Annotated in this window: 23 protein-coding genes; 11 read left to right on the forward strand and 12 right to left on the reverse strand. The window is 38.0% G+C overall.

Going from position 1 to position 26,309, the window contains the following annotated elements; all coding sequences use genetic code 11:
* The first annotated feature begins 95 nt into the window (after window positions 1-95).
* From ygjK to Q4489_RS08995, 3 genes are all read left to right on the forward strand, one after another.
* Window positions 96-2,516, forward strand: a complete 2,421-nt coding sequence (ygjK, locus tag Q4489_RS08985; protein ID WP_303479262.1) for an alpha-glucosidase — start codon at window positions 96-98, stop codon at window positions 2,514-2,516.
* A gap of 39 nt (window positions 2,517-2,555) precedes the next feature.
* Window positions 2,556-4,118 carry a sodium/sugar symporter gene (locus tag Q4489_RS08990; protein WP_303479527.1) on the forward strand — a complete coding sequence of 521 codons (1,563 nt, stop codon included), beginning with the start codon at window positions 2,556-2,558 and terminating at the stop codon, window positions 4,116-4,118.
* 222 nt (window positions 4,119-4,340) lie between these two features.
* A complete protein-coding gene (locus tag Q4489_RS08995) occupies window positions 4,341-7,619 on the forward strand; it encodes an ATP-binding protein (RefSeq protein WP_303479263.1) in 3,279 nt (1,092 codons plus the stop codon).
* A 25-nt stretch (window positions 7,620-7,644) separates the two neighbouring features.
* Here the strand turns inward: Q4489_RS08995 and Q4489_RS09000 are convergent, their stop codons facing one another.
* The 10 genes from Q4489_RS09000 to Q4489_RS09045 form a co-directional block, all read right to left on the reverse strand.
* Entirely contained in the window at window positions 7,645-8,130 is a 486-nt protein-coding gene (locus tag Q4489_RS09000; RefSeq protein WP_303479265.1) for a MarR family winged helix-turn-helix transcriptional regulator, read from the reverse strand.
* A gap of 554 nt (window positions 8,131-8,684) precedes the next feature.
* On the reverse strand, window positions 8,685-10,313 hold the full coding sequence (locus Q4489_RS09005; RefSeq protein WP_303479268.1) for a methyl-accepting chemotaxis protein: 1,629 nt from the start codon (window positions 10,311-10,313) through the stop codon (window positions 8,685-8,687).
* A 443-nt stretch (window positions 10,314-10,756) separates the two neighbouring features.
* Window positions 10,757-11,845 carry a phosphotransferase enzyme family protein gene (locus Q4489_RS09010; RefSeq protein WP_303479271.1) on the reverse strand — a complete coding sequence of 363 codons (1,089 nt, stop codon included), beginning with the start codon at window positions 11,843-11,845 and terminating at the stop codon, window positions 10,757-10,759.
* 31 nt (window positions 11,846-11,876) lie between these two features.
* Window positions 11,877-12,782: a sugar phosphate nucleotidyltransferase gene (locus tag Q4489_RS09015; RefSeq protein WP_303479274.1), complete on the reverse strand. Its 906-nt coding sequence runs from the start codon at window positions 12,780-12,782 to the stop codon at window positions 11,877-11,879.
* A 13-nt stretch (window positions 12,783-12,795) separates the two neighbouring features.
* Window positions 12,796-14,214 (reverse strand): Gfo/Idh/MocA family protein, encoded by a 1,419-nt coding sequence (locus Q4489_RS09020; RefSeq protein WP_303479276.1) that lies wholly within the window; start codon window positions 14,212-14,214, stop codon window positions 12,796-12,798.
* An 84-nt stretch (window positions 14,215-14,298) separates the two neighbouring features.
* On the reverse strand, window positions 14,299-15,597 hold the full coding sequence (locus Q4489_RS09025) for a cell wall metabolism sensor histidine kinase WalK (RefSeq protein WP_303479278.1): 1,299 nt from the start codon (window positions 15,595-15,597) through the stop codon (window positions 14,299-14,301).
* Between the two features lie 2 nt (window positions 15,598-15,599).
* Entirely contained in the window at window positions 15,600-16,301 is a 702-nt protein-coding gene (locus tag Q4489_RS09030; protein WP_303479281.1) for a response regulator transcription factor, read from the reverse strand.
* A gap of 14 nt (window positions 16,302-16,315) precedes the next feature.
* Complete coding sequence (locus tag Q4489_RS09035) at window positions 16,316-16,726, reverse strand: DUF3019 domain-containing protein (protein WP_303479283.1); 411 nt, start codon at window positions 16,724-16,726, stop codon at window positions 16,316-16,318.
* A complete protein-coding gene (locus Q4489_RS09040; protein ID WP_303479286.1) occupies window positions 16,716-17,567 on the reverse strand; it encodes a MipA/OmpV family protein in 852 nt (283 codons plus the stop codon). The genes Q4489_RS09035 and Q4489_RS09040 overlap by 11 nt, the downstream gene beginning before the upstream one ends.
* A gap of 221 nt (window positions 17,568-17,788) precedes the next feature.
* The gene (locus tag Q4489_RS09045) at window positions 17,789-18,625 is read right to left on the reverse strand and encodes a LysR family transcriptional regulator (RefSeq protein ID WP_303479288.1); all 837 of its coding nucleotides are present in this window, start codon (window positions 18,623-18,625) and stop codon (window positions 17,789-17,791) included.
* A gap of 149 nt (window positions 18,626-18,774) precedes the next feature.
* Between Q4489_RS09045 and Q4489_RS09050 the strand changes: the two genes are divergently transcribed.
* Window positions 18,775-19,950: an acyl-CoA dehydrogenase gene (locus tag Q4489_RS09050; protein WP_303479290.1), complete on the forward strand. Its 1,176-nt coding sequence runs from the start codon at window positions 18,775-18,777 to the stop codon at window positions 19,948-19,950.
* 10 nt (window positions 19,951-19,960) lie between these two features.
* Here the strand turns inward: Q4489_RS09050 and Q4489_RS09055 are convergent, their stop codons facing one another.
* The gene (locus tag Q4489_RS09055) at window positions 19,961-20,755 is read right to left on the reverse strand and encodes a polysaccharide deacetylase family protein (protein ID WP_303479293.1); all 795 of its coding nucleotides are present in this window, start codon (window positions 20,753-20,755) and stop codon (window positions 19,961-19,963) included.
* Window positions 20,756-20,984: 229 nt separating this feature from the next.
* On the opposite strand from Q4489_RS09055, the gene argR reads away from it, so the two are divergent.
* The 4 genes from argR to Q4489_RS09075 all read left to right on the forward strand — a co-directional run bounded on the left by argR (window position 20,985) and on the right by Q4489_RS09075 (window position 22,644).
* Window positions 20,985-21,455 (forward strand): transcriptional regulator ArgR, encoded by a 471-nt coding sequence (argR, locus tag Q4489_RS09060; protein WP_074498200.1) that lies wholly within the window; start codon window positions 20,985-20,987, stop codon window positions 21,453-21,455.
* A 163-nt stretch (window positions 21,456-21,618) separates the two neighbouring features.
* Window positions 21,619-22,056, forward strand: a complete 438-nt coding sequence (locus Q4489_RS09065; protein ID WP_303479298.1) for a hypothetical protein — start codon at window positions 21,619-21,621, stop codon at window positions 22,054-22,056.
* 23 nt (window positions 22,057-22,079) lie between these two features.
* Window positions 22,080-22,406 (forward strand): helix-turn-helix domain-containing protein, encoded by a 327-nt coding sequence (locus tag Q4489_RS09070; RefSeq protein WP_303479301.1) that lies wholly within the window; start codon window positions 22,080-22,082, stop codon window positions 22,404-22,406.
* 106 nt (window positions 22,407-22,512) lie between these two features.
* Window positions 22,513-22,644, forward strand: coding sequence for a hypothetical protein (locus Q4489_RS09075; protein ID WP_303479303.1), 132 nt, complete (start codon window positions 22,513-22,515; stop codon window positions 22,642-22,644).
* Window positions 22,645-22,701: 57 nt separating this feature from the next.
* Here Q4489_RS09075 and Q4489_RS09080 read toward each other — a convergent pair whose 3' ends face one another.
* Window positions 22,702-23,787 carry an aldose epimerase family protein gene (locus Q4489_RS09080; protein WP_303479305.1) on the reverse strand — a complete coding sequence of 362 codons (1,086 nt, stop codon included), beginning with the start codon at window positions 23,785-23,787 and terminating at the stop codon, window positions 22,702-22,704.
* Window positions 23,788-23,983: 196 nt separating this feature from the next.
* Between Q4489_RS09080 and Q4489_RS09085 the strand changes: the two genes are divergently transcribed.
* From Q4489_RS09085 to Q4489_RS09095, 3 genes are all read left to right on the forward strand, one after another.
* On the forward strand, window positions 23,984-24,445 hold the full coding sequence (locus Q4489_RS09085; protein ID WP_303479307.1) for a GNAT family N-acetyltransferase: 462 nt from the start codon (window positions 23,984-23,986) through the stop codon (window positions 24,443-24,445).
* Window positions 24,446-24,463: 18 nt separating this feature from the next.
* Window positions 24,464-25,531, forward strand: a complete 1,068-nt coding sequence (locus Q4489_RS09090; protein ID WP_303479310.1) for an energy transducer TonB — start codon at window positions 24,464-24,466, stop codon at window positions 25,529-25,531.
* A 116-nt stretch (window positions 25,532-25,647) separates the two neighbouring features.
* Window positions 25,648-26,124 (forward strand): YcxB family protein, encoded by a 477-nt coding sequence (locus tag Q4489_RS09095; RefSeq protein ID WP_303479312.1) that lies wholly within the window; start codon window positions 25,648-25,650, stop codon window positions 26,122-26,124.
* Window positions 26,125-26,309: the final 185 nt, after the last annotated feature.

The following is a 26,309-nucleotide window of genomic DNA, read 5'->3' on the forward strand; positions in this document are numbered from 1 at the left end:
TAAATGGGATATTTTAAAGTGTTAGCTAAAATGATTGACAACCATTATGCTCGTTATTCGCATAAACACTTGATATTCATATTAAAGAGGGTGTTATGATAAAAAAATGGTTAATAGGGTGTATCTCCTTTTGTGTGCTCAGTACTGTTCAAGCATCGGTGGAAGAAAAGCCGTTTAAAAATTTGATCAACCGTGCAGGTACACCAGTTTCATATCAAAATTTTGACCAATATGGCAACCAAAAATACAATCCGCTTTTTGATGCAGGTAGTTGGCATGGCTTTTTGCTACCTGAAAGTAAACATGAGTTAGGCGGCTTTACCGGACCAATGATAATCGCTGAAGAGTATGGTGTTTTCATTGCTAAACAGTTAGATAAACTAACTCTAATTAAGCAAAAAAGTGGTGAGAAGGTAGACTGGTCAACGTTCACTGTTAGCAAGTCATCACAACCTGGAAAGCTTACTCAGCATTATCGTGGTGAAGACATTAATGTAACCTTTACATTGCAATTTGTCTCGAATCGAACGGCATTGGTCAACACGACAATAATAAATAACAGCAAGGATACTCAAGCATATTCACTAGCATGGTCGGGCGAATTATTATCTCAATGGACGCCAGAAATACCTGTGTCAAAACAATACCCTAATTGGCAACGTACATTATCGAAATCAGCACAAGGCGTTTCCGTTGAGTTTGACCGTTTACGTAGTACATGGAATATGATGTTTTCAGGCACTTCTCGTTATGTAATAAAGCGTTCAATAGAAAGTAAAACAAGCTTAAATCAGCAGCAATTGTCTTATATCAGCCAGGCTTCATTAACGCTATTACCAAACGAAAGCCAGACGATTTATGCAACCCATAGTTATTATCATAACGAACAAGAAGTGGAACATGGTGAAGCATTAACGACAAAAGTATTAAAGAACCCTGAACAATATTTGTCTGCTACCGCTAAACGTTGGCAACAATATTTAGCCAGTGTTGAAGCGATTGAAAGCACTGAACAACAGCACGTCGCTGCAAAGTCGATTGAAACGCTGATTGGTAACTGGCGAAGTGCGGCTGGTGAACTAAAACATGATGGTGTAACGCCTTCTGTTACGGCTAGATGGTTCAATGGTGTGTGGGCTTGGGACAGTTGGAAACATGCCGTTGCCATGGCTTATTTTGCACCTGAGGTGGCGAAAGATAATATTCGAGCAATGTTCGATTACCAAGTCAAACCAAACGATGCTGTTCGCCCACAAGATCACGGTATGGTGATTGATGCTGTCTTTTATAACAAAGATAGTGTTCGCAATGGTGATGGTGGTAATTGGAATGAACGAAATACTAAGCCTGCATTAGCGGCTTGGGCTGTTTGGGAAGTGTATAAAGCAACGCAAGATATAAGCTTTGTGCAAGAAATGTTTGAGCCATTAATGGCTTACCATGACTGGTGGTATCGAAATCGCGATCATAACAACAATGGGTTAATAGAATATGGCGCAACCAAACACCGTTTTCATAATGATGCGCAAGGAAATATTGGCTTTACGCTTAAAGTTTCAGATAAAAACAACGATAAATATCAACACCAATGCCAGCCTGCAGAAAATGGCTGGTTGTCTTGCCATGGCTTAGCTCTCTATGAACAAGTGCTAGCAGAAGGTGATTATGAACAACTAGATATTGGTGCTCAACACGGCGCTGGTTGGGAATCTGGGATGGATAATGCCGCACGTTTTGGTTTTATCAATCAAGCACAGTTAGCTGCTTATGCGAACAAACACTACCAAGGAGATCTGGCTAAAGCGAAACAAGATTGGCAAGTAAGGTTCTTTGAAAATCGCGATAATAAAGGGCAGCTACTTGGCTTTTCTATCGATCAAGAGTCAGTTGAACTGAACGCTTACTTGGTCAAAGAAAAGAAAATTTTAGCTGACATGGCCTCTTTACTTAACAAAGACACCCTTAAAAAAGATTTATTAAAAGACGTAAACAGATTAACAGCATTAATAAATCAATGCTTTTTTGATGAGAAAACAGGGTTCTATTATGATCTGCAAATATCGTCTGAATCGTTAGCACCGTTACAATGTCAAGGTACATTACTCACTGCTCGAGGTATGGGGCCTGAGGGTTGGAGTCCGCTTTGGGCTGAGGTTGCCGATAAAAAACAAGCAGCGCAAGTAGTTAAAAACATGATGGCGAAAACCCAGTTTAATTCGTTAATACCATTACCTACTGCGGCGCTTACAAACCCTGCATATGATGAAAATATTTACTGGCGTGGGCGTGTTTGGTTAGATCAGTTTTATTTTGGCATAGCAGCCTTAGAAAAATATGGTTATTATCAACAAAAGAAAGCGCTTACAAATAAGCTTTTTAATAATGCACAAGGTTTAATATTAGCAGAGCCGATCAGAGAGAATTACAATCCAATGACCGGTGATATGCAAGGGGCAACTAACTTTAGTTGGAGTGCTGCACATTTGTACATGCTTACCATTAACAATAAAAAATAATTAACGCACATAAGAATAGTAAGATTTAGGGGAGAAATGATGAAATTAGAGATGTTGGATGCCGGTGTATTCATCGCCTATGTGTTAGGGCTTTTAGTCTTAGCGTTATGGGTTTCACGAGAAGATAAACAAGGTGGTAAAAACACCGAAGATTACTTTCTTGCAAGTAAAGCGCTACCTTGGTGGGCAATTGGTGCATCGTTAATCGCATCTAATATATCAGCAGAGCAAATTATTGGTATGTCTGGCTCCGGTTATGCACTGGGCTTAGCAATTGCGTCATACGAATGGATGGCTGCTATTACGCTTATCTTAGTGGGTAAGTATATGCTGCCTATCTTTTTGAAAAATGGCATCTATACAATGCCGCAATATCTAGAACAACGTTTTGATAATCGTGTTAAAACGACCATGGCATTGTTTTGGTTGGCGGTTTATATCTTTGTCAACTTAACCGCCGTTCTTTGGCTTGGTGGTTTAGCGATAGAAACTGTAGCGGGTGTTGATTGGATATACGGTATGATCTTTCTTGCTGTTTTTTCAATTGCTTACTCATTATATGGTGGTTTAAAAGCGGTTGCGTACACAGATATTTTACAAGTTGTCTTGCTTGTATTTGGTGGATTATTCTTGAGTTATCTTGCACTTGATGCTGTTTCTGGTGGTGAAGGGGTACTTGCTGGTTTTGGTGTATTAACCGAAAAAGTACCGAGTCATTTCGATATGATTTTAAGTAGTGATAATGAACACTACATGAGCTTACCTGGTATCTCTGTATTAATTGGCGGTATGTGGGTTATGAACTTTAGTTACTGGGGTTTTAACCAATACATTATTCAACGCGCGCTTGCAGCGAAAGATGTAAAAGAAGCGCAAAAAGGTATCGCTTTTGCCGCATATCTTAAACTATTAATGCCGATTATCGTCGTGTTACCGGGTATAGCAGCAGTGATTTTATATCCTGATTTAACTACGCCTGATCAAGCATATCCTTCGATGATGGCCTTAATGCCAGTAGGTATAAAAGGTTTAGTGTTCGCAGCACTTGTGGCAGCGATAGTGTCATCGCTTGCTTCAATGACAAACAGTATTTCTACTATTTTTACCATGGATATATATGCCAAGATGAAGCCTGCGAAATCGCAACATCACTATGTGCAAGTAGGTCGAGTTGCCGCATTGGCTTCATTGGCAATTGCTTTGGTTGTTGCAGAACCATTGTTAGGTAAGTTTGATCAAGCATTCCAATACATTCAAGAGTTTACTGGCTTTTTTACCCCTGGAATAGTGGTGATTTTTGTGATGGGCATGTTTTGGTCTAAAGCGAGTTCATCAGGCGCTTTAGCCGCTGCAATTGGCTCTGCTGTATTTTCGTTGATACTTAAATTTACGTGGCCAGAATTACCCTTTATGGATCGTGTTGGCTTAGTGTTCTTAATGTGCTTAGCATTATGTGTATTGGTATCATTATTTACTGACAGTAAAGCATCCAATTCTAGTGTTAGACTAAAAGAAATTAATTTTGCAACTGATAAAGGTTTTAATGTGGCAACGGTTGGTGTTGTGATTATTTTAATCGCGTTATACGCTGCATGGTGGTAATAAATAACGCTTCAAAAAGGCCGATTTATCGGCCTTTTTACGTTTAAACGCCTGTAATCATTTAGTTGTAACATAAATTCAGTGTTACGACTGATTGATTATTTGATACTGTATTTTCTTCAAACAAAAGAGAATTAGATTTTTGATAACATTCAACACATGATTTTTTTATCATTAATGTTTATTATCGCGTTAAGATGACTCTTTACATCAGTTATATCCATGAACCTTAAAAAGCAGGGCAATAATCAAGTTGTTACACGCTATAAACTCTCAATTATAGGGATTTTTTTCGCGATCTTGCTGGTTGCGGTATCTATGGCTGGTTATCGATATTATCATGAACTTGAGTCACACGAGCTAAATGAGTATGGAGCATTAGAAAACCAAAGCTACACGTTAAATGAAACGCTAAAACAAGCAATTAATTCTATTAGTTCTATCCAACGTTTTGCAAACTATGCATTAAGTAAACCTGATCATTTTCCTTTGGCAACACCTCTACTTGAGCAAGAAGGCGAACGTTTTTATTTAGCCCAAACTAAACGCGATATTATTGAACAACGGCAGCAACTTAGCGTTAATATTACCGGTATTGGACAAGTCACAGAATTCAACGATGAATTAAAACATGAATTAGCAATGGCTTATACCTTAACGCCGGCATTTGTTAATGCACAAAGCACTAACCATGCTGCAAACTGGTTTTATTATGTATCGAAAAATCAATTTGTTAGCATTTATCCATGGATAAGCCGTGAAAACTGGCAGTATTCAGCGTCTCTACTCGACAACGACCAAATTAAACAGTTAAGTAACACCGCCTATTTTTCTAATAGCTATCGGTGGTCAGCGCCCTATTTGGGATCTTCTGCCACCAGTTTATACAGTTCAGTTGGTGCAGGGGTTTTTGATAAAGAAACTTTTGTCGGGGCGGTGGTGATCAATATTGATCTTGCAAGGTTACACAACGCGATAATAATGAATGATGACGATAATCACAGATATATTTTATTTAATCAGCATGACCAAGTGTTGCTGCACAAAACGGCGAACAATTTAGCGATTAATCAAGTGAGTAAATGGCAAAGCTTCATGCCTGACACTCTAAAAGATTTAACATACGAAACATTGCAAAATGAGCCCGCATCGTTCCAGCACAATGGCTGGTTAGTGCAACAATTTCTTTTACCATCAACCGATTGGGTATTATTAAGGTATCAACCTTATAAGCACTTTTCTCAACCAGTAGTTAACCGTTTTATTTGGTCGTTTTTGTTGCTTTTTATTGGTCAAACAGCCTTATTGAGTGTTGTTTATTTTGTCACGCGTAAAACGTTTATTAAACCGACACAGGCATTTATCAGTCATATTGCGTTTAGTGCACAAGGTGACCATGGAAAAATAACGCCCCCTTCTGGTTGGCAGCATTGGTTCAATATTGTTGGCGATATTTTTAGTCAAAATAGAAGCCTATTGCAGCAACTTAAAGATCAAAATAACGTGCTTGATATGCGTGTGCACGAAAAAACACAAGCACTATTAGAAAAAAGCCAACAACACCAACGAGACTATGCCATTTTACGTTCCGTCATGAATGCGATTCCTGATTATTTGATTTTCAATGATTCTAGCGGTCAAGTTATCGGCTGTAATTTAGCCTTTGAGCGCTTTGTTAGCTCTTCAGAAATGCAAATAATAGGTCAACAGGCAGGAAAGTTAATTAATAACGAACTCGGAAAAGCATTGCTAGCCTGTGAAACTGGAGGAAAAACGACTGAAAGTATGCATGGCATTTTTCGTGTCATTGAAACCGTGAGTAATACGTATGAATTATTCTCATCAAACTTTTATGATCAAGACAATCAAGTGCTTGGTACGATTATTATTATTCGTGATGTAACTGAACAGTACGCAGTCAATGCCGCTTTAGAAAATGCGAAAGAACAAGCTGAATTAGCCAATAAAGCTAAAAGTCAGTTTTTAGCGAATATGAGTCATGAAATCCGCACCCCGATTAATGCTATTCAGGGCATGCATGCTTTGCTAACAAATACACAACTTACGTTGCAACAAACACAACAAATTGCCAACGCTCAAGATGCTTCAGATACCTTATTACACCTTGTTGACGAATTACTCGATTTAGCAAAAATTGAATCAGGTAATATGAACATAGTTAAAGATTTTTGCAGTGTTGATCATATTGTGCATCGCGCCATTAATCTTAATAAAAATTTAATTGTACGAAAAAAATTAACGCTACAGGTGGTGATTGAACCTGATGTACCCGAGATGGTTTTTACTGATGATATGCGATTGGTGCAAGTGTTAAGTAACTTACTCAATAATGCGGTGAAGTTTACGGAGCAAGGCTCAATAAATATAAATGTTGGCGTTATTGCCAACAGTAGTAATAAAACCTTAGTTAAATTTAGTGTTAAAGATACCGGGATAGGAATTGCTTTAGATAAACAAAAAACACTCTTTGATGCGTTTATTCAAGCGGATGAGTCAATGACGCGTAAATATGGTGGCTCTGGCTTGGGCTTGTCAATTTGTCAAAGAATTGTCAATTTACTTGATGGTGAAATAAAAATTAAAAGCGCGCCAATGCAGGGTAGTGAGTTTAGTTTTATTTTACCTTTTAACCAATCAAATAATGCGCAACAGCAAACGATATATACGCCTGTTACCATTGAATCATTTGGTGTTACATTGCCTGATTCATTTGTACAGTTATTGTCATCTCTGCATTATCGTTATCAACAATTGTCTGATTTTGAACAACATCAAGTAACAGAAGATGATACCTGTTTTTTGTTTGTCAGACTCGATGTGATCACCACTGAAAACTGCAAAAAGATTGTTGAATATTTTTATCATGCAACAGCAAAAACGGCGGGTGGTTTTGTGCTAGCGGTTTACCAACAAGACAACACATTACCAACAAATAATGCTTATCAATTGTTAGATCAAGCGCAAATTCCTTATGTAATATGTGATGCGCCATTATATCGGTATACGCTATGCCAGCTTCATTTAGCGTTGAAAAGTGTTCAACAAAATAAGCCTTTGACTCCCATAAACAAACAAAAAATAAATAACAAACAACAAGTTAAGCAGAAAAAATTATCAGGTGTAACAGTATTGTTGGTGGAAGATAATTTGGTAAATCAATTGGTGGCAAAAGAATTATTATTATCAATGGGTGCAAGTGTTATTGTTGCTGAAAATGGTGAAGTTGCTTTATCACAATTAGATAAAAGCGCTGTCGATATTGTGTTAATGGACATACAAATGCCTGTAATGGATGGTCTCACCGCAACTAAAATTATTCGTGAAAACTCAAAATTTACCCATTTACCGATAATTGCGATGACCGCACACGCTAGACAGGAAGACAAAAATAACAGTATCGCAGCTGGTATGAATATGCATGTCGCTAAACCCGTAAAAGCAGAAGTGTTATTGAAGAACATCTTGGCAGTACTAAATTAGCCCGCCCTCTCGCCGTAATAAATTTTTATTTTATCGCTTTTTCTTTGATTAACACTTCATTTGCGAGCAATATTTTTTCACTTTGTTTGGCTAGTTTTTCAAATGCAGTCGCTAAACATTGCTTTTCTTGTGCTGACAGAACTGATAAAAGCGCTTCTTCCTGTTGATTCACCAAGGGGACTAATTGTTTAAATAATAAATCACCTTGCGCAGATAATGATAACAATTGCGCACGTTTGTCTGTTTGAGAATCTACGCGAATAATAAGTTGCTGTGCTAATAAGCCTTTAATAGCCCTGCTGGTAGGCATTTTTTCTAAATCGGCAAGTGTACCAATTGATTTAGCATTGATAGGGGCATGCGTTGCTAAAATAGCTAATACTCGCCATTGTTGCCGAGAAAGGTCAAATTCGCCTTGATATACTTGAGCAATAGATTGACTAACTAACGCTTGTAAACGGGTTAGTTGATATGGGAAGAAGTGAGATAATGCAAATTGCTTATTCGACATAGCTTTATTGAGAATGAGTGTCTTTTAATCTTATTGAGTTAACACAAATTATAACGGACAACGCGTCGTTATTAAATGTATTGAAAAACGTGTGATTTAAATACAGTGAAGAAAGCTCAAGCAAGCCTGGGGGAGAGCCAAACTTGCTTGAGTGAAAGCGTAACAACGTAGAAAATTAAATAAGCGCACCAACACCCCTGCAACTGCACTAAAATTAACCTTTTATTAACAATATTTTGTTACGCTCTCAGTCTTAAAGGTCAATTAAGACAAAATAAGACTAGCAGAACGTTTGCAAGTTAACAAAAAAATAACATAAAAGTTTTACCTATTGGTAGCTGTGCAAAATGAAATTTGTACAAAAATTATTACAGCTAACGAAACAAATACTCTAAAAAGCTATCAGAACAAAAGAAAAACATCGCAAAATAAAACAATACACTTGTAAAATGAAGCTTTCATAGTGCTTCATAATGTCGTTGCGTTATTTGGCAAGTATGAATTTTTTTGGCAAGGTGCGCGGCATTAGATAACACCGCACATGAACTAAAAGGTTATTTTACTGTTTTGAAATGTGTCATTAGTGATTCTAATTGGTCGGTTAATTGAATTAATGCAGAAGTGGCATCTTTGCCTTTATGGGCAAGTTCTGCTGCATCATGCGAACTTTCAGCGATCATATTAATACGTCGTGAAATGTCGTCACCAACTTTATTTTGTTCATCAGATGCTGTGGCAATGTGATTATTCATATCAGTTATAGAGCTCAGTGCTTGCGCAATTTGGTTGAGCGCTGTCGCTGCTTCTTGAGTTTGCTCTACTGTTCCCTCGCTTGATATTTTGCTTGTTTCCATCGTTTCAACACCGCGGTTAGAACCCGTTTGCAAACGTACTATCATATTTTGAATTTCTTCAGTGCTATCTTGCGTGCGTTTCGCTAAGTTACGTACTTCATCGGCAACCACGGCAAAACCCCTACCTTGTTCACCAGCACGAGCAGCTTCAATGGCAGCGTTTAGCGCTAATAAGTTTGTTTGATCTGCAATACCACGAATAACATCGAGTACTGAGACAATGTTCGTGACATCATTACCAAGTTCTGTAATAACGACGCTTGCTTCTTCAATTTGGCTGGCAAGGGTTGTAATTGATTGAACAGCTGAATCAACAATTCCGTGAGCTTTTACTCCTTGTTGATCAGCTTCTGCTGTTGATTGCGCCGCAGCATTAGCGCTGTCAGCAACGGTTTGAGAAGATGATGACATTTCTGTCATGGCAGTGGCAACCATATCAATTTCGCTACGCTGTGACTCAAAGGTATGATCAATTTCTGCACTACGACGATTGGCGTCTTCCGTTTCTTGTCGTAATTTTTGAATAGATTCTTCAATGCTACCTAAAATAGTCGCTAATGATTCGCGTAAACGTAATATCGAGCCAAGAATTGAATCTTCTCTCGTATTTGAACTAGAGTTATTTCCCGTTAAGTCGCCGGCTGCTACCTTTTGGACAATTTTTAACACAGCTGATGGCTCGCCGCCAAGATCATCAAGTAATTTACGGGTAAAAAAGAATAATAAAACACCCAAGCCACCAGTTAACGCTAAACAGATAAACACCTGCCAGCTTGCGTTAGACCAAAAACGTGCTTCAACCTCGGCAAAGCCAATCCCGGTACCAACATACCAACCCCACACAGGCGTTTGTTGAGCGATAGATAACTTGTCTTCTATGGAGCCATCGGGTTGTTTTTGAGTCCATTCATAAGTGGCAATGCCATTAGGTTTTTTATTGACAGCATTTTGAAGAATATTACCTACACTTTGTCCTTTACCATCTTTAAATTCGTGAAAGCTAGTGCCATGTAACTCAGGATCTAAAGGGGTCGCGATAAAATTTAGGTTTTCGTCAGCGACGTAAACGTATTCAGATTTATGATATTTGTTTTCTCTGAGTAGTTGAGTTGCCAGTTTCTTGGCATCTTGCTCTGACATTTTGCCATCAGCAACATATTTTTCCATTTCAACAATTATATTGTAGGTAGACTTAAATAATTGCTCAACACGCGCGCGGTTATCATCATTGCTTGCTATGCGTAGTGCCGTTAAGCCTACTACCATTAACATTAAAAACGAGACTAAAATGAGCGCAACCAGCGCACTTACTTTAAAGCGTAACTTCATTCTGCTTACCCCAATTATAGTAGTTCTGACAATTCGTTATGTAATTCTTTCCCTGTTTACACTGATACTTTAATAGCATAAGGCTAGTTATAGTTACAAGAATTACTGTTTTTTATTTAGCCTAACATTGAAAGGGAAGTATTTGATAATTGATTTAATAATAAACAATTACTTAGTGATATTAGCGAAAGATTATCTTTATACAATAATTATTAATCAATAAAGGATTGTCACCGTTAGATGTCAAATTTTTATCGTTAAATCAAATAATTATATTAAAAAAATATTGACGTGTTCTGTTTTGAACACTTATGTCGTGTGACTTTCGGGGAAAATAATTGATTGCACATAATAGAATTACAGAACAACAACCCAGTGCTTGTTGTTATCTGGTAACGTTAAGTAAGTAGGGGAGATTAAACACTTTATGTAATGAAGCAGGTTTACCTATGAGCACTCATTACGATATCGTGTAATGTTTCACGTTGGCCTTTTAAGCGTTGATACATAGTGATTTGATTTAGCGCGCGTGATAAGTTGTGTTCGTCGTACTGAGTATGAAAGTAATTATCGCCATCTAAATAGTCAGTTAAAAAGCGTATGCCGATCATAAAAGGTAATAGCTGAGCGCCAATCACTAAGCTTTGTTGTTCAAGTTTAGTTAACTTGCCTTGAAAGCTCTCAATATAGCCTTGTGCTAACCCTTGGAAAATTTCTATTGAAATAGATAGCTCGTCAATATTTTTGCCATCTTCTGGTAAGTTTGAGCAGCAGGTTCTCACCATGTCGCCGAAATCATGCATAACAAAACCTGGCATACAGGTGTCTAAATCGATAACTGCGATAGGTTTATTGGTGGCCTTGGCAAACAGCAAATTATTAATCTTAGTATCGTTATGAGTGACTTGAATCGGTAACTTCTCCACGATATCAGCCACCTCATTAATAAACGCGGTTTCTGATAAACAAGCGGTGACTAAATGCTGGCAGTTTGCGAGACGACCCTTAGGGTCATTAGCTTGTGCTTGGCTAAGTTGAGATAGCCTAAAGGCTAAGTGGTGAAAATCAGTGATAATTTCATTAAGTTGCTCAGCAGGAAAATCACTGAGGGCGCAAGTAAATGCACCAAACGCGTTTGCGACTTCGTGAGCTTGTTGTACAGATTCTACTTTTTCTACGGTAAAACAGTTGGGAATAAATTGGATAGCGCGCCAACTATTGTCGCGATACTGCACCATTGAATCACCTTGATGATTCTTGATTTGCCAGATTGGTTCGAGATGGTACTCACCTAGCTTTTGCTTGGCATGTAAATGTTCGTTGATCAAATCGGCATTGTTAATGACTTGGTTTGGTTCAGTGAACACATGATGATTAATACGCTGTAATACAAACTTTTTGTCGGGATTCGATACCAAATACGTTGAATTGATCAAACCGTTACCTAACGGCACAATTTTACTGGTTTCTGTGTCGCATAGGTACGCTTCTAAAACGTGGCTTATTTGTACACGATCAATATTAATGTTCATAAAAGTATCGCTGTCCCTAGATTTATTATTGTTAATCGCTAATGTCGAACGCTCCATTACTCGACAGGTTATTTAACGCTTGCTCTACAGATGGAGAATCGGCCGCATATGTTACGCCAAACCACGCATCTTGTGAAGTTAAAAGCGTTACACCTGCATTTGTTGTTGCCATGTAGGCAAAAACGGTTTCAGGTAAATATACTTCTTGGGCTATTTGTTCAGAAGTATTAGTTGCGTTAGAGGGAAAATATTTGATTAATTGGGCTTCAATACAGTTGAAAATAGCTGGCGTTAAGCGCCAGAAGTTCATTGATACTAACTGTGTTTTAGAAAGGGAAACTTGTTCTCCCTCACAAAGCCCCTGACAGTTATTATCATCTACTTCAGTGATTTCAATGACTTCTTTGATGTTTTCTAATCGATTATTTGTATGGTGGCACAACCCTCTGTTTACTCCGCCATGTGCAGATAAAGTTTTGCCTAACTCAAAGGCGACAAGGCCAAAGTCATTTCTTGCAAGGGATTGAATGTTAGCGAATGCTTGCTCACCGTAGTAATCATCAGCATTGATAACGATAAAACCCTCTTTGATGACATCTTTAGCACACCAAACTGCATGAGCGGTACCGAGCGGTTTGACTCTGTCTTTTGCTACCCCACAGTTTGCGGGTAAATTGCTTGTTTCTTGCAACACAATGTGTGTTTTAATACCTTTGGGCAAACGAGGCAGTACATGTTCTTGCAGAGTAGCTTTTTGTGACACTTGTGTGATGAAAACAACCTCCCTAATACCTGCTTTAACTGCTTGAATAATGTTGTATTCCATCAGTGTTATTTGCTTTGGGCCAAATGGAACAAATTGCTTGGCACGGCCAAAACGGCTGCCTTGGCCGGCTGCTAATATTACTAGGGTTTTGGTGTTAACTTCATTTTTCATATCTATACAACAGTTAAGAGGCATTGGAAATAGGCGCGGTATTTTTCCATAAACCGCGGGTAAAGTCAGGAATATCTTTACGGTTGCTATTCTCGGTAACTAAATCAGTCATTAGTGGTGAAATTACCGACAAAGCTGCAGCGTCATACACACTTTGATCAAGTGCTTGACCATTACGTAAACAATAAATGATGCGCCACATCATCAGAAAATCTTTGCCATGCGTTTCGCCGTTCTGAAAAGCTTCGGCTCCTTTACTCTGCCATAAAGGGTGTTGATAGTGTTCTTGCCAGTAAGCCATATTGTCATTCCATTGCTGTTGGTTTTGCATGTCGGGCTTCTGACCTTTTTGACCATTTTCTTGCCACTTTTTGACCGCTAATTGGTGAATATTTTGATAATGGCGGTTAACAGTTACTGGTAATTTTTCAAGAGTTATACGATTTGGGGGACCAGAAAACGTGCCGTTTGTACCCTGTATAACGGTATGGTGAGTGTAAGGGCTTTGGCTGTTAATTTCGTGTTTTACGTTAATGGTTCGACCGAGTTTTGTCGTAATGACGGTGGTGTTAAAATCTCTTGCAACAGGCTTCGATTGATTTTGAGTGGCTTCGGTTCGTTTTAATGTCGTAGACTGGTCAGCGGTTAGAAAATCAAATTGATCGCCACGGTTAATGTTCATGTATTGTGATATGGGTCCTAGGCCGTGTGTAGGATATAAATGCGCTGGAATTTTCTTATGCGATGAATCGTTATTATTTGCTTCTTGCTTTTGTTGTCCATGTAACTCAATGAGCGAAGTGCTTTCTCCATGTTTTAATTCGCCAAACAGCCCTTGTTTTACCATTTGAAGAACCATTAATTCCTTTTGGCCGTAGCAAGCACTTTCCATCATCATGCAATTTTTTTGTGTTCGTTCTGAGGTGTCTACCAATAGCCAGCATTCATCAACAGAGGTTGCTGCGGGCACTTCAACGAAAGCATGTTTGTTGCTGTTCATCGTATCGACGGCCATGGGAGTATGCCATTCAGTTGGTGTGGAAATAATAACAATATCGATATCATTTCGGGTGAGCATGTCTTTATAAGCAAGCTTAGAACCTGAATATTCATCAGGGAGAGTTATTTTTTGTTGTTCAAGGTATTGGCTGGCTTGATTCATGGCGTTTTGGTCGATATCGCAAAGCGCTTTTATTTCTATGCCATCAATATGACTACAGTGTTTAACATGACTTAAACCTCTTTCTCCTAAGCCAATAAAGCCAATACGAACGGTTGCCATTTTAGGGGCAATTAAGTGCATAACACTTTTATGATCAAACAGTGTTGAAGGGGATATTTGAGTAAAGGTATCGGCGAGTGTCGTCGCTATATGAGTTGTCGAAATTGCTGCGGCAGATTTGATAAAAAAACGCCGATCGAATATTTTCATGAATAGTAGTGCATTTTAAGTCATTTGCTTAACGTTACTTGTATCGAAATATGAATGCAAGCAAGTGTTTAGGGGACTTCGTTATTAGCATTCTCGTGGGATGGATAGTATGAATTTAGCACCTTTTAACGATGTTGATTGACTGGCTGATATTTTGCCATGATGCCAATCAACCACTTTGTGACAAATGGCAAGTCCTAAACCAAAATGTCCTTGCTCTCTTGACCGGTTGGGATCAAGTTTGACGAATGGGTCAAAAATAGCGGTAAGTTTTTCCTTCTCAATACCTTTACCATCATCTTCAATGATGATGTTTATATTTTTGTGAGATATTTTTGCTCGGATAAAGACGCGGCTTTTGGCGTAATGAATCGCATTAGTGATTAAATTTTGTAGCGCTCTATTTAACCAGTACAGATCACCCGAAATATATTCTTCGTTCACTAAATCTTTATACTCAAAAGAAATGTTATGTTGCTGAGCCAGTGATTTAAAGTCTTGACAAAGGGTGCTAATTAATTGATTAACTTCTATTTTTGTCACATTTAAATGTACACCTTGTCGCTCCATGCTGGCATATGATAAAAAGGCTGAAGTCATGTCTTCCATCCGAGAAAGTTCTAACTCCATTCTTTTCAAGTAATTATTTTTACTTTCAACATCGTTAGCTTCTAGGGCGGCATCTATGCCAAATCGTAAACAGCTCATTGGCGTGCGAATATCGTGTGATAAGCTTCTGGCAAGCAGTTTATTATCTGCCATGAGTTTCTCTATTTGGTATGCCATTTGATTAAATCGACTTTCAAGTAATGAAATATATGAAAACCGACTGAGTTTAACTCTTACGTTTTTTTCACCTTTTCCAATAAGTTCTGCAGCTTGAGTGAGTAAATACAAACGTTGTGCTAGGGGTAGCAACCAAAGAATAAGAATAATACCTACACCTAAATATAATATGGCGGTTAAAAAAACATTTAACTGTTGATCTTCTTCGGAGGCTGTTGGCAAATGTAATTTTACTAAGTGTTGTGGAAAGGTAGTTAGCTGTTTAACTAAATATGCTTGTTTTTCTGAGGCTAACAGCAAACCGCCTTTTTCTGAGAGTTGTTTAAATAAAGCAGGTGGAAGTGCTATAGCTGATGTACTTTCTAACGTAAGGTCAAGGGAAAAGCGTTTAGCCAAAAGGGTGAGACGTTGTGAAAGTTGTGGTTCTGGTGTGTTATTAAGTTCTGCGCTTATACCTTCTATAAGGTTTTCATAGATAAGAGTATCGGAGTATTCACTTTCATCGCTATGTTTTGCGATGAATTGATCGACTCCCCAACTAATGAAAAACAATGAACCAAAAACAGCAAAAATAATACTGATGAAAAGCTTTTTCATGGTTAATCATTCCAAGCGTCAGCAACAAACAAGTACCCTTTACCCCAAACGGTTTTAAACTTTTTCGGGCTTTGTGGATCATCTTTGAATATTTTTCTTAAGGTAGATAACATCACATCAAAACGACGATCTTGCCCATCATATTCACGCCCTTTTAGTGTTTTAAACACGCTGTCACGGTCTACTACTTCACCGGCATGACTCGCTAAATACCATAAAAAAGCAAATAAACTTGTAGAAAGTTCAATTTCTTCGTTAAGGTATGTTACTCGTTTTGCTTCGCCATTTATGTGTAAGTGACCAAAAGTGAAAGCGTTATTCTGTTTAGCTGACATGGGCTGATATTTTAAAGCACTTTGAATTCTTGCCAATAATGCACGGGGTCTCACTGGTTTGATGACATAATCATTTGCACCTGCTTCAAAACCAATCACTTCATCAAATTCATCTGCTCTTGCTGTTAGCATAATAATCGGTGTGTCAGATTGTTGCCTGAGTAATCGACATACTTCAATTCCACTTAGTCCGGGTAACATCACATCAAGCAATACTACGTCGGGTGTGAAGTGAGTAAATGCAGCGGCAACTTTATCGCCATGTGCGACATGTTCAACATCAAACTGTTGTTGTTCAAGGTATTCTTTGACCCACTTAGCGAGAGATAAATCGTCTTCAACTAATAATACTTTTTGCATTTTGCTCATGATAACTCCCGCTGTTAAAACAATCGCCAACGGCGTTTTCTAGGCGTTGTTTTGTGTACCCAACTGACATTAATACTGGTTTTTGCAATCACTTTAATTTTATTAAGTGAAACTAATTGGTAGTCAGTTGTTTCGCTGCCTTGAAATTCAAAAGTCCACTGACCTTTTTGGCTTTTTTGCCAGCATTTCATGGATTTTCCCGTTGTTTTATGTCGTAAACAGTAATCACCCTTTACATTGCTTTGCCAAGCAATGATGACTTGGGCGTAACAGGTTCTACCTTGGCGTAAGGTGACACAATTATTTGGGGTAGCTGTGAGCGTTATCGATTCATCTAAGGCTTCTTGCGCTAGTGAATATGTACTTACAGTTAATAAAATGATTAAAACAAACCCTGCAATTCCTTTGCGGTAGTTAAAAAACATAGAGCACTCCAAACATGGCGGTTACTTTATGAGATTTATCAACAATGGGGCTATCTGTTATATTGTCAGTGTATTTAGTAAAGCTTATGCCGGCGCTAAATGTCCATGACTCAGAAATAGGGCGTTGTACAAATACTTCAACTTGGCCCTTTAACGTTGTGTCAGCTTCGTAATATGGCCTTGTATCGGTAACTTCGTAACCTTTTATGCCATAGTAATAGTCCATCATGCTATCTGGATAATAACTTAAGCTGGTATTGATATAAATGTCCCAATTTCGATAAGGGATCAAATGGCTGTAAAAAGCTTCTACTAACCAACCTTTAGCATGGCTAGGCACAGCAAGGTTTGCAACATCTATGGATAGTTGGCTATCAGCATAATAATGGGTATAACGTAAGCCAATACCTTCACCAACATCGCGATCGAAAAGCCCATAGATACTGTCTATTTTTTTACCGGCTTCTTCCATAATATTATCGGGTGAAATACCTGCAATATAAGCTTTGCTGATAATATCCAGTTCCCAATTTTCACGCACCATTAATTGATAACCTAGCTCGGCACCAAGGGCAAAACTTTCAGAGCGTCGATGATTGGATTGTATGAAAAAACCTTTGTAATAAAAATCGAACAGTAGCGGTATGGTGAGGTAACTTTTCAGATCCGTTTGTTTAACGTCTTTGAGTATAATGTCGGTATAGTAAGCTGAAATGCCTAGTTGTGCTTGCCAACTGAATGTTTTATTGAAAACCGTACTTTGGTTCTCCGGCTTTTTTTCATTTGCGTTAACATTGGCGCACATCAAAACTAACATGATGCTGATGAGCAATTTAGGCATTTTGGCAAGATCCTATGAAGTAAAAGCAATTATTTTTTAGCAGGATTATTGAATAATGTTCAACAGCCCTCAGTGAATTGAGTAATGTTAACAAATTGTGCTATTTCTAGCATAAGGTAAAGTGTTTAAAAATTGTAAATAAAATCACTATATAGTTAGCATTGTTGAATGCGCATTATGGTTCATCTGTTCAAGTACGCTATTTACGAAGGTACAAAATGCTAACTTGAGCTCTTCATGTTTTGAATTGTTGACTGTAAACTGGTCAGCAATGGCGAAACTTGTTGAAAGGCGAGTACAACTTCTCGTGTTAACGCTAAACCTTTTACTGTTTTAAAACAGATATCGGGTAATTCGGTGACTTCTTTATGTGCTGGAACAATTGCCCCGCCAAGTCCAGCTCGTACTAATCCTATTGCATAATCAATTGTTTGAATCTTTGCTCTTATTCGAGGGTAAATACTTGCTTCTGTTAACGTTGATGAAAGTGTTTGCCAGGCAGAACAAGAGGCACGTTGAATAAAATCTATTTGCTGAAAATCCGCTAAGGTGATTTCATTTTTAAGCGCAAGAGGATGATTATGCGGCAATGCAATAACAAAACTTTCTTGCCAAATTGTAGTGAAGTTTTCAGCGGAGGTTAACTCTTCTTTGGTGATAATTCTAGCATGGCATTGCGCATCTTGAGGCACTAGAGTCAGCGACATAGAAGGTTCTTTAGAAATAAAGGCCCTAAGCAATTGGCTCATACGTTCTACGCCTAAGCCTTTCGTTACACCAAGTGAAAATTCACTCTTAATGGTTTGTTGGTTAAAACTAGTTTTAATCGCTTGTGCTTGGCCAAGCAATTGTTTAGCCATAGGGTAAAGTTCTTTACCTTGTTGTGTTGGACAAACTCCGGTTGATTGTCGAGTAAATAATACCTGCTTAAGTTCATGTTCTAACTGTGCGATGGCATGTGAAATTGAAGGTTGAGCAATAAAGCAAACTTTGGCGGCGGCGTTGAAACTGCCATGTTCATAAACAGCGACAAAATACTTTAATTGTTTTAAATCCATGTCATGCTCATGCGTAATAATTTGCTATAGTTTAAAGCTATAACAGTTAGATAAAAACTATATCTTACCTTTAATGAGCGTTTGCGTAACCTTAGACTGTAAATTGGTAAGCAAGATGAATTGTACTCGCCTTAAAAGAGATATATAGCATGAATACACCACATTTTAACTGGCAAGATCCGTTATTGTTTGATGCGATGCTTTCTGAAGAAGAAAGGTTGATTCGTGATACTGCTCAGCAATATTGTCAAAAGTCATTAATGCCTAGAATTTTACAGGCAAATCGTAATGAAATTTTCGACGTGAGTATTATGCAAGAGTTGGGTGAACTTGGATTACTTGGGTGTACCTTACCTGAAAAATACGGTGGTGCAGAAACCAATAATGTTAGTTATGGCTTAATTGCTCGCGAAATAGAACGAGTTGATAGTGGTTATCGTAGCGCAATGAGCGTGCAGTCTTCGCTGGTTATGCATCCTATTTTTGCTTATGGAAGCGAAGCTCAAAAGCAAAAATATTTACCACAGCTTGCCGCGGGTAAAATGATTGGCTGCTTTGGTTTAACGGAGCCTGACTCTGGCTCTGACCCTGCAAGTTTAACAACCAGGGCTGAAAAAGTGTCTGGTGGATATCGTATTACGGGTAACAAAATGTGGATCACAAATGCCCCAATCGCTGATATTTTTATCGTATGGGCGAAACTTGCTGGCGAAATTAAAGGTTTTATTTTAGAAAAAGGCATGCCAGGGCTTTCAACCGCTAAGATAGACGGTAAATTTTCACTTCGAGCATCGAGCACGGGTGAAATTATCATGGACAATGTGTTCGTTGAGGAACAACAAATACTGCCTAATGCCTCTGGCCTTTCAGGACCTTTTGGTTGTTTAAATAAAGCACGTTTTGGTATTGCTTGGGGAGCGTTAGGTGCCGCTGAGTTTTGTTGGCACGCGGCCAGACAATATACTTTAGATCGTGAGCAATTTGGTAAACCATTAGCGGCAACACAGTTAATTCAAAGAAAACTGGCCGATATGCAAACTGAAATTACCACAAGTTTACTTGCCGTTTTACAAACAGGTCGTTTAATGGATAGTCAACAATTGGCACCACAAGCAATTTCGTTAGTAAAACGAAACTCTTGTGGTAAAGCATTAGATATTGCTCGTGCAGCGAGAGATATGCATGGTGGTAATGGTATTTCTGACGAATATCATGTAATTCGTCATATGATGAATTTAGAAGCCGTGAATACTTACGAGGGTACCCATGATGTGCACGCGTTAATTTTAGGCCGTGCGCAAACAGGTATACAAGCGTTTTATTGACAAGGACATATTACTCGTTGTTCAGATCACTCTCATAGGCAGCTGTGTTAAGCAAAGTTGAAACGGTAACGAAGGTATAATCATTAGCAAGGTAGTGTGAAATAATGTTGTCTAAAGCGTTAACAGTGTTTTTACGGTTTCCACCACCATCATGCATTAGAATAATAGCCTCAGGGTGCATAAATTCAGTTGCAGAGCTTACTAAGTTGGTAACCGTATTTGTTTTTTCATTCCAATCTTGAGTGTCTATCGACCAGATAATGGTTTTAATGTTACGCGCGGCAAGAAATTGCACTTGCTGATCAGAAATGCGGCCAAAAGGAGGCCTAAATAATAGTGGTGTTTTACCCGTAATAGACTGACTGATTTTGCGTTGTTTATTTATTTGCTGATGCCAAAATTCATCAAGATTAGGATAATTGAGCATATCGTCATGATCCCAAGAATGATTTGCAATTTCATGACCATCGTTGAGCACTTGAGTAACAATGTCAGGATATTGTTGCATTTGATTACCCAGCATAAAGAACGTTGCGTGAATTCGGTGTTTTTTGAGAATCTTTAGCAACGCGATGGTATGGTGCGAAGGGCCATCATCAAAGGTAAGCGAAACGGTTTTATTGGTGTAACGACCTTCTAATATATAATGCTGAGGGAACGTTTTAGCTCGATGTTCATGTACACCAAAGCTTGAAGGCTCTGCGCGCCTTATGTGAGAAGGTTCTGATTTTTCATTAATCGCTGGGATTTGCTGGCAACTGAAAAGTAATAAAAGCACAGCTAAAAGAGTAAAACGCATGTTCATAAGGGACTGTTAAAAAGCAACGGTTTTATATACCTTAAAGTAAGCACGGGCTCATTACAATCTGACTGTATAAATATTCATAGTTTTATTATATTTATATTTAACAAGCAAGGGAGTATTCAGTCTGTGTAAGTGATGTAAACTACAAAAAGAATGAATAAAAGATAGGACTAAAGCTAAAAAGTCGTTAAAATATTCGCTAATACACTTACTTGAAATAAGACAGATAATGACATCTATACGCAAGAAAAATGAAGCTGAATTAATTATAGCCTTTAAAAGTTTATTAAAAGAGCAATGTTATGGCTCTCAAGGTCAACTTGCAGCGGCACTTGCTGAGCAAGGCTTTAAAAATATGTCTCAAGCTAAAATTTCGCGTTTGTTATCTAAACTTGGCGCCGTTAAAATGCGTAACGCCAGTGATCAAGTGGTCTATATTCTTCCTGATGAATTAGCTATTCCAAAATCTCGTCAAGCGATTCAATCTGTGGTTGCCAGTGTAAAACACAACAACATGCAAATTATTGTTAAAACAGGCATTGGTGGCGCACCACTCATTTCTCGTATGCTAGACAGCATGGGAGAGTCTGCAGGTATTTTAGGTACTTTAGCGGGTGATGATACTATTTTTATTGCACCAATAGATGTAAAAAGAATTGATCAAACGACTGAAGATATCAAACGCCTACTTGATGTTTAAGATTAAAAAAGCGTCTAGAAATTTTTTCTTTAATTTCAATTAAATATAAAATGTGACACTCGGTGTCATATGACATTTTATTGTCCTGTCATAAGCATGTCGCAGACTATTTTACTCGCTAATGATGTAATTGCTCTCGAATTGACTTAAACAGGGATATCAAATGAAAAACGAAAAACAGCAAACGAATATGGATGGGTTAATGCACCAAGTAGGTTATCGAGAAGGTTATCATTTTTATTTTACTTTTGATGAACAACATATTCACGTGCACTGCTCAGCGCTATCAGGAAAAGAAAGTATCTATGTAAATGAAGAGCTAGTGATAACTCAGCGCAGTTTAGGATTAAAATCTTGTCAAACGTTAACAATTGCCAATAAAACGGTTGAAATTGAAATAACCATGGCAAAAATACTTACCGGTGAAGTACATTGCACTTTAATCGTTGATAACACACATGTTGCAACGCAAAAACAAGTGCTTAAAAAACGCTATCAGCTTAATGACAAAACACTGCTACCTTGGATGTTACTTTTTGGCTTACTTGGTGCGGTATTAGGTTATCTGAGTGTTGATATCTTCAATCAACTGTTTTTGTGAACATCGGAAAATAGAGCCTATTCATGGATATCAACGCAAAAAAAATAAAACAGCTTCGTACGGATAGGGCATGGACACAACAGCATTTAGCTGATGCTTGCGGGGTAAGCCTACGCACTATTCAACGAGCAGAGCGATATGGTAATAGTTCCAAAGAAACTCTTATGGCATTGGCTGCGGTTTTTGAGCAAGAGCAAGCAACATTATTAGATCAAGTGAATCAAGTTGAGGTAGTAGAGCGTTTTGTTGAGATCACTCCTCAGCTGAAGCGACGTACTTTGTTGTTAGCTGGAATTGTCGGTCTGGTACTGGGTGTGTTTATTACTATTATCGTACAAAGCTTAATGTAAAACTAAACAGTACTTTTTAGAGAAATTAAACGCATATTATAAGTAACAGATAGCAGAGAATCATTAATCTCTGACTAACCTAAAAATATTTATCGAGGAAAACAAGATGACAACATGGTGGAAATCATTAACAAAAACGGAGCAGTCAGCACTAGCAACGTTAGGTGGCTTTTGTTTGGTTATTTTCCTATTTAGCAGTGGTGTTACCATTGGAAGTACGTTAGCAAATTTATTATAACAATTTGTTTTAATATGAAAAAAGCAGCAAGATGCTGCTTTTTTGCTTTAAATTTTCTCAACTTTCAGTTGAAAATACATACCGTGATTTACTATAAAAAGGTGTATTGGGGGTTAGCAGGGTATTGTTAATGTCAGCGCCTGTTTTCATGTTGTTCGCTCGTTGTGGCTCTAAGCATAACGCTGCACGTTGTTGATACCGACTGTTGTTTTTTCCTATGTGACTTCCGTCAATATAATTTGCTGTGTATAAAATGACACTTGGCTGATCACTATATAAGGTAAGGGTTCTTCCGGAGGCTGGATCAACAGCTTTCGCTACGTAATTTTCACCTGTTTGAGCATCTGGGTTTACCAACCAATAATTATCAAAACCTTTCGCTATTTGTACTTGTTCATCATCGCCGTCTATATGTTTATTTAAGGGGGTTAATTGACGAAAATCTTGTACTGTTCCTGATACCTCACAAATTTCACCTGTGGGGTAAGCTGTTGGCGTCATAGGTAAAAAGTGATCAGCATTAATTGCCACTTGATGCTGTGCTATTGAACCACTGTTATGTCCTGCTAAATTAAAATAACTATGCTGGGTTAAATTGAGCAATGTTGTTTGATCAGTTTCAGCGAAATACTCAACCGAGAGTGTATTATTATCGTCAAGTGTGTAGACCACCTTAATGGTAACATTACCAGGGTAACCATTTTCCCCATCTGGGCTAACATAGCTTAACGTTAAACTGGTGTTTTGGTGTTCGTGCTTGGTAACTGCATGCCATAGTTTTTTGTTTAAAGCATGTGGACCACCGTGTAACTGGCTGTCAGGGGCATTAAGTGCTAGCTGATACTGTTTGCCGTTAAGTGATATTTTCCCGTCGGCAATTCTTCCAGCATATCGACCAATAATAGCGCCAAGGTAATAAGTGTCTTGTTCGTAATCTGCAACGTTATCATAACCTAAGACAATATCGGCAAGGCGGCCGGTGATGTCGGGTGTGAAAATTGACACGATAATACCACCATAGTTGGTAATGTTAACTTGCATGCCTTGCTTATTTGTTAAGGTGTATAGCGTGGCTGATTCACCTGATAATAATGTACCAAAAGGCTGTTCAGTAATGCTTGAATCGCTAAAAATGCCGGTCACACTTCTCTCCATTTTTGATGATACTACTGTGATATCTTATCCATGTGACAGCTAGGTGCAAGTATTTGCTGATAAATCAACTTTTTAAAATGTATTATGGTGTTTTAGGGGGCTACTATTATTGAGATTCTCAGGTTGCAATTTCGCGTGTTGTTTGGGAAGCTTAGCACTATAAAAAAACTGATAAGAAGTTGTTATGAAAGGACTCAACATTCGTGTTGCTACCATAGACGATATCCCAATATTACAGACGTTAGAGCAAGGTGTGATAGCTGCAGAGCGTCCGTTTGAAAATCAATTTAAATCTGAACCTGTTACCTATTACAATCTTGATGAATTGATTAAGAGTGATGAAAGTGTATTAATTGTCGCCACATTGCAAGGGCAAATCGTCGCCAGCGGTTATGCCAAACTTAAAGCGGCAAAGCCTTATTTACAGCATCGATTTTTGAGTTATGTAGGATTTATTTATGTTGCGCCAACTCTTCGTGGAAAAGGGGTGGCTGAACAGGTTTTGCAATACCTAGAAGAGTGGTCGATGTCGCAAGGGGTTAATATTTTGCACTTAGATGTGTTTGCTCAAAATGAACCAGCAATACGCGCTTATGAAAAATTTGGTTTTGTGCCACATTTAATTGATATGAGAAAGGTTATCTAACTGTTAAACAGGGATGTAATGATGAAAAGTATAAAAACAACAATCGTGTTAATGTTTACAACGTGGTTTGTACAGGCGAGTCAAGCAGAAAGCCAAGGCTTAGCAAAACATTTGAGCACTGTTGAGGCACCAATACCTATTAAACGCATCAACCCTAAATATCCTATATCTGCAGCAAGACAGGGAAGAACGGGTTGGGCGACTTTTAGTTTTGTGATCGAAAAAAATGGATCTGTTTCAAACATCGTGAAATTGGACTCATCCGGCAGCAAAGATTTCGAACGGGAGTCTTTAAAAGCAATAAAACATTGGAAATATAAGCCCGCAATGGAAAATGGCGAACCTATTCAACGTTGCGTCAATACTGTTCAGCTAGATTTTAAAATGTCAGCTAACGCTGGAGAAGATGGAGTTCGTCGACGTTTTATGAAAAAGTATCGCTTAGCACTAGAAGCGTTAGAAGAAAAGAAAATAACGGCTGTTGAGCAGTATATCGATGAAATGTCGTCGTTTAATAATCGCTATGCGTCTGAAAGCAATTTACTGAATTTGCTAAAAGCCAGATACAATGAAGCAATCGATAATAAGCAATTACAATTCACGTATTTATCAAAGGTTCAGTTTAATTACGGTAAAGACAAAGGTGTACAATATAAATTAGCGTTAACGCATAATAAACTCGTATTAGCTGTGCAATTAAATCAATTAAACAAAGCGTTAATGCTTTTAGATGCATTAACAGCAATGCCTTTAAACGAGCAACAAAAGTTAACTTACCAACAACTTGAACAAAATATTCACAATACCATTAAGAGTGACAAAACGATCGTGGTCAAAGGGGCGTTACATCAAGCACCGTTTTGGAATTTTACCCCTGTTCGTAATAATTTTTCGATAGTTAATGTTTCTGGGTTACTGACTAAAATGGACGTGCGTTGTGCCAATAAATACCACTCTTACACTGTGAATGAGCAATCTACGTGGCAAATACCTGAAAATTGGCAAGGGTGTAATGTTATTTTATATGGTCAATCAGGGACTACGTTTGATTTTGTCGAGTTATCTGAAGTGGCTAACGAAGCGTAAAGGTTAATTTCTGTTTGTTTGTTATAACAGCAAATGACAATGGGTGATCAAAAAGTATTGTTTTAATGTTCAGCCAATGGGTAAAATAACGCTAATAAAATATGTAAGTAACTACTATGTCAGACAATTTGTTTTTTCAAACGCAATATAAATTAGATAAAGCGTATTATACCGAATGTTTTGAACAGTCTTCTCAACAAGAGCAGGGTTGGCAAAAGTACCGTAAAGCGATGATGTTAAGCGGTATTGGTGCAATTTTGATTCTGCTTACTGATATTTTGCCTTATGCTGCTTGGTTTTTGTTTATTTTAGGTGTAGTTGAAGCGTTAAGTGTTAAATACAAAAAGCCGTGGTGGATCACCCGACAAATGTGGAGTCAGGCGGCCAATAATACTGTTCATTTAACCGTGGATCATCGTGGTTTTACCACTACGTTAACGGGTGTTAAGCAACATACTGCTTGGCAAGATATCAACAATATTAAAATGACTGAGAAAGGTTGGGTATTAGAAACCGATAAAGGTAAACAATATTTATCATCACAATCTTTGTCACCAGAAGTGAGCACTGTATTAGCTGAGAAAGCAAAGTAAGTTAACACTATACGGTTTACATAATTTTTAATTTCAACAGCACTAATAAGTAAATAAATCTATAGATTGAAATTAATCCTATTGATTAGAAGTGCCAAGTTTAGTGCCAATTTTCTTCACTTGAAATCAATATTTTTGCATCTTTGAAGTACTTTAATGGTTATCAAAAAAAATGGAGATACACC

Origin of the sequence: Thalassotalea sp. 1_MG-2023, assembly GCF_030546745.1 — a bacterium.
GTDB lineage: Bacteria > Pseudomonadota > Gammaproteobacteria > Enterobacterales > Alteromonadaceae > Thalassotalea_C.

Excerpts from the sequence above, each read along its gene's own strand:
- ygjK (WP_303479262.1), top strand. The coding sequence starts at position 96 with ATGATAAAAAAATGGTTAATAGGGTGTATCTCCTTTTGTGTGCTCAGT.
- Q4489_RS08990 (WP_303479527.1), top strand. The coding sequence starts at position 2,556 with ATGAAATTAGAGATGTTGGATGCCGGTGTATTCATCGCCTATGTGTTA.
- Q4489_RS08995 (WP_303479263.1), top strand. The coding sequence starts at position 4,341 with ATGAACCTTAAAAAGCAGGGCAATAATCAAGTTGTTACACGCTATAAA.
- Q4489_RS09000 (WP_303479265.1), bottom strand. The coding sequence starts at position 8,130 with ATGTCGAATAAGCAATTTGCATTATCTCACTTCTTCCCATATCAACTA.
- Q4489_RS09005 (WP_303479268.1), bottom strand. The coding sequence starts at position 10,313 with ATGAAGTTACGCTTTAAAGTAAGTGCGCTGGTTGCGCTCATTTTAGTC.
- Q4489_RS09010 (WP_303479271.1), bottom strand. The coding sequence starts at position 11,845 with ATGAACATTAATATTGATCGTGTACAAATAAGCCACGTTTTAGAAGCG.
- Q4489_RS09015 (WP_303479274.1), bottom strand. The coding sequence starts at position 12,782 with ATGAAAAATGAAGTTAACACCAAAACCCTAGTAATATTAGCAGCCGGC.
- Q4489_RS09020 (WP_303479276.1), bottom strand. The coding sequence starts at position 14,214 with ATGAAAATATTCGATCGGCGTTTTTTTATCAAATCTGCCGCAGCAATT.
- Q4489_RS09025 (WP_303479278.1), bottom strand. The coding sequence starts at position 15,597 with ATGAAAAAGCTTTTCATCAGTATTATTTTTGCTGTTTTTGGTTCATTG.
- Q4489_RS09030 (WP_303479281.1), bottom strand. The coding sequence starts at position 16,301 with ATGAGCAAAATGCAAAAAGTATTATTAGTTGAAGACGATTTATCTCTC.
- Q4489_RS09035 (WP_303479283.1), bottom strand. The coding sequence starts at position 16,726 with ATGTTTTTTAACTACCGCAAAGGAATTGCAGGGTTTGTTTTAATCATT.
- Q4489_RS09040 (WP_303479286.1), bottom strand. The coding sequence starts at position 17,567 with ATGCCTAAATTGCTCATCAGCATCATGTTAGTTTTGATGTGCGCCAAT.
- Q4489_RS09045 (WP_303479288.1), bottom strand. The coding sequence starts at position 18,625 with ATGGATTTAAAACAATTAAAGTATTTTGTCGCTGTTTATGAACATGGC.
- Q4489_RS09050 (WP_303479290.1), top strand. The coding sequence starts at position 18,775 with ATGAATACACCACATTTTAACTGGCAAGATCCGTTATTGTTTGATGCG.
- Q4489_RS09055 (WP_303479293.1), bottom strand. The coding sequence starts at position 20,755 with ATGAACATGCGTTTTACTCTTTTAGCTGTGCTTTTATTACTTTTCAGT.
- argR (WP_074498200.1), top strand. The coding sequence starts at position 20,985 with ATGACATCTATACGCAAGAAAAATGAAGCTGAATTAATTATAGCCTTT.
- Q4489_RS09065 (WP_303479298.1), top strand. The coding sequence starts at position 21,619 with ATGAAAAACGAAAAACAGCAAACGAATATGGATGGGTTAATGCACCAA.
- Q4489_RS09070 (WP_303479301.1), top strand. The coding sequence starts at position 22,080 with ATGGATATCAACGCAAAAAAAATAAAACAGCTTCGTACGGATAGGGCA.
- Q4489_RS09075 (WP_303479303.1), top strand. The coding sequence starts at position 22,513 with ATGACAACATGGTGGAAATCATTAACAAAAACGGAGCAGTCAGCACTA.
- Q4489_RS09085 (WP_303479307.1), top strand. The coding sequence starts at position 23,984 with ATGAAAGGACTCAACATTCGTGTTGCTACCATAGACGATATCCCAATA.
- Q4489_RS09090 (WP_303479310.1), top strand. The coding sequence starts at position 24,464 with ATGATGAAAAGTATAAAAACAACAATCGTGTTAATGTTTACAACGTGG.
- Q4489_RS09095 (WP_303479312.1), top strand. The coding sequence starts at position 25,648 with ATGTCAGACAATTTGTTTTTTCAAACGCAATATAAATTAGATAAAGCG.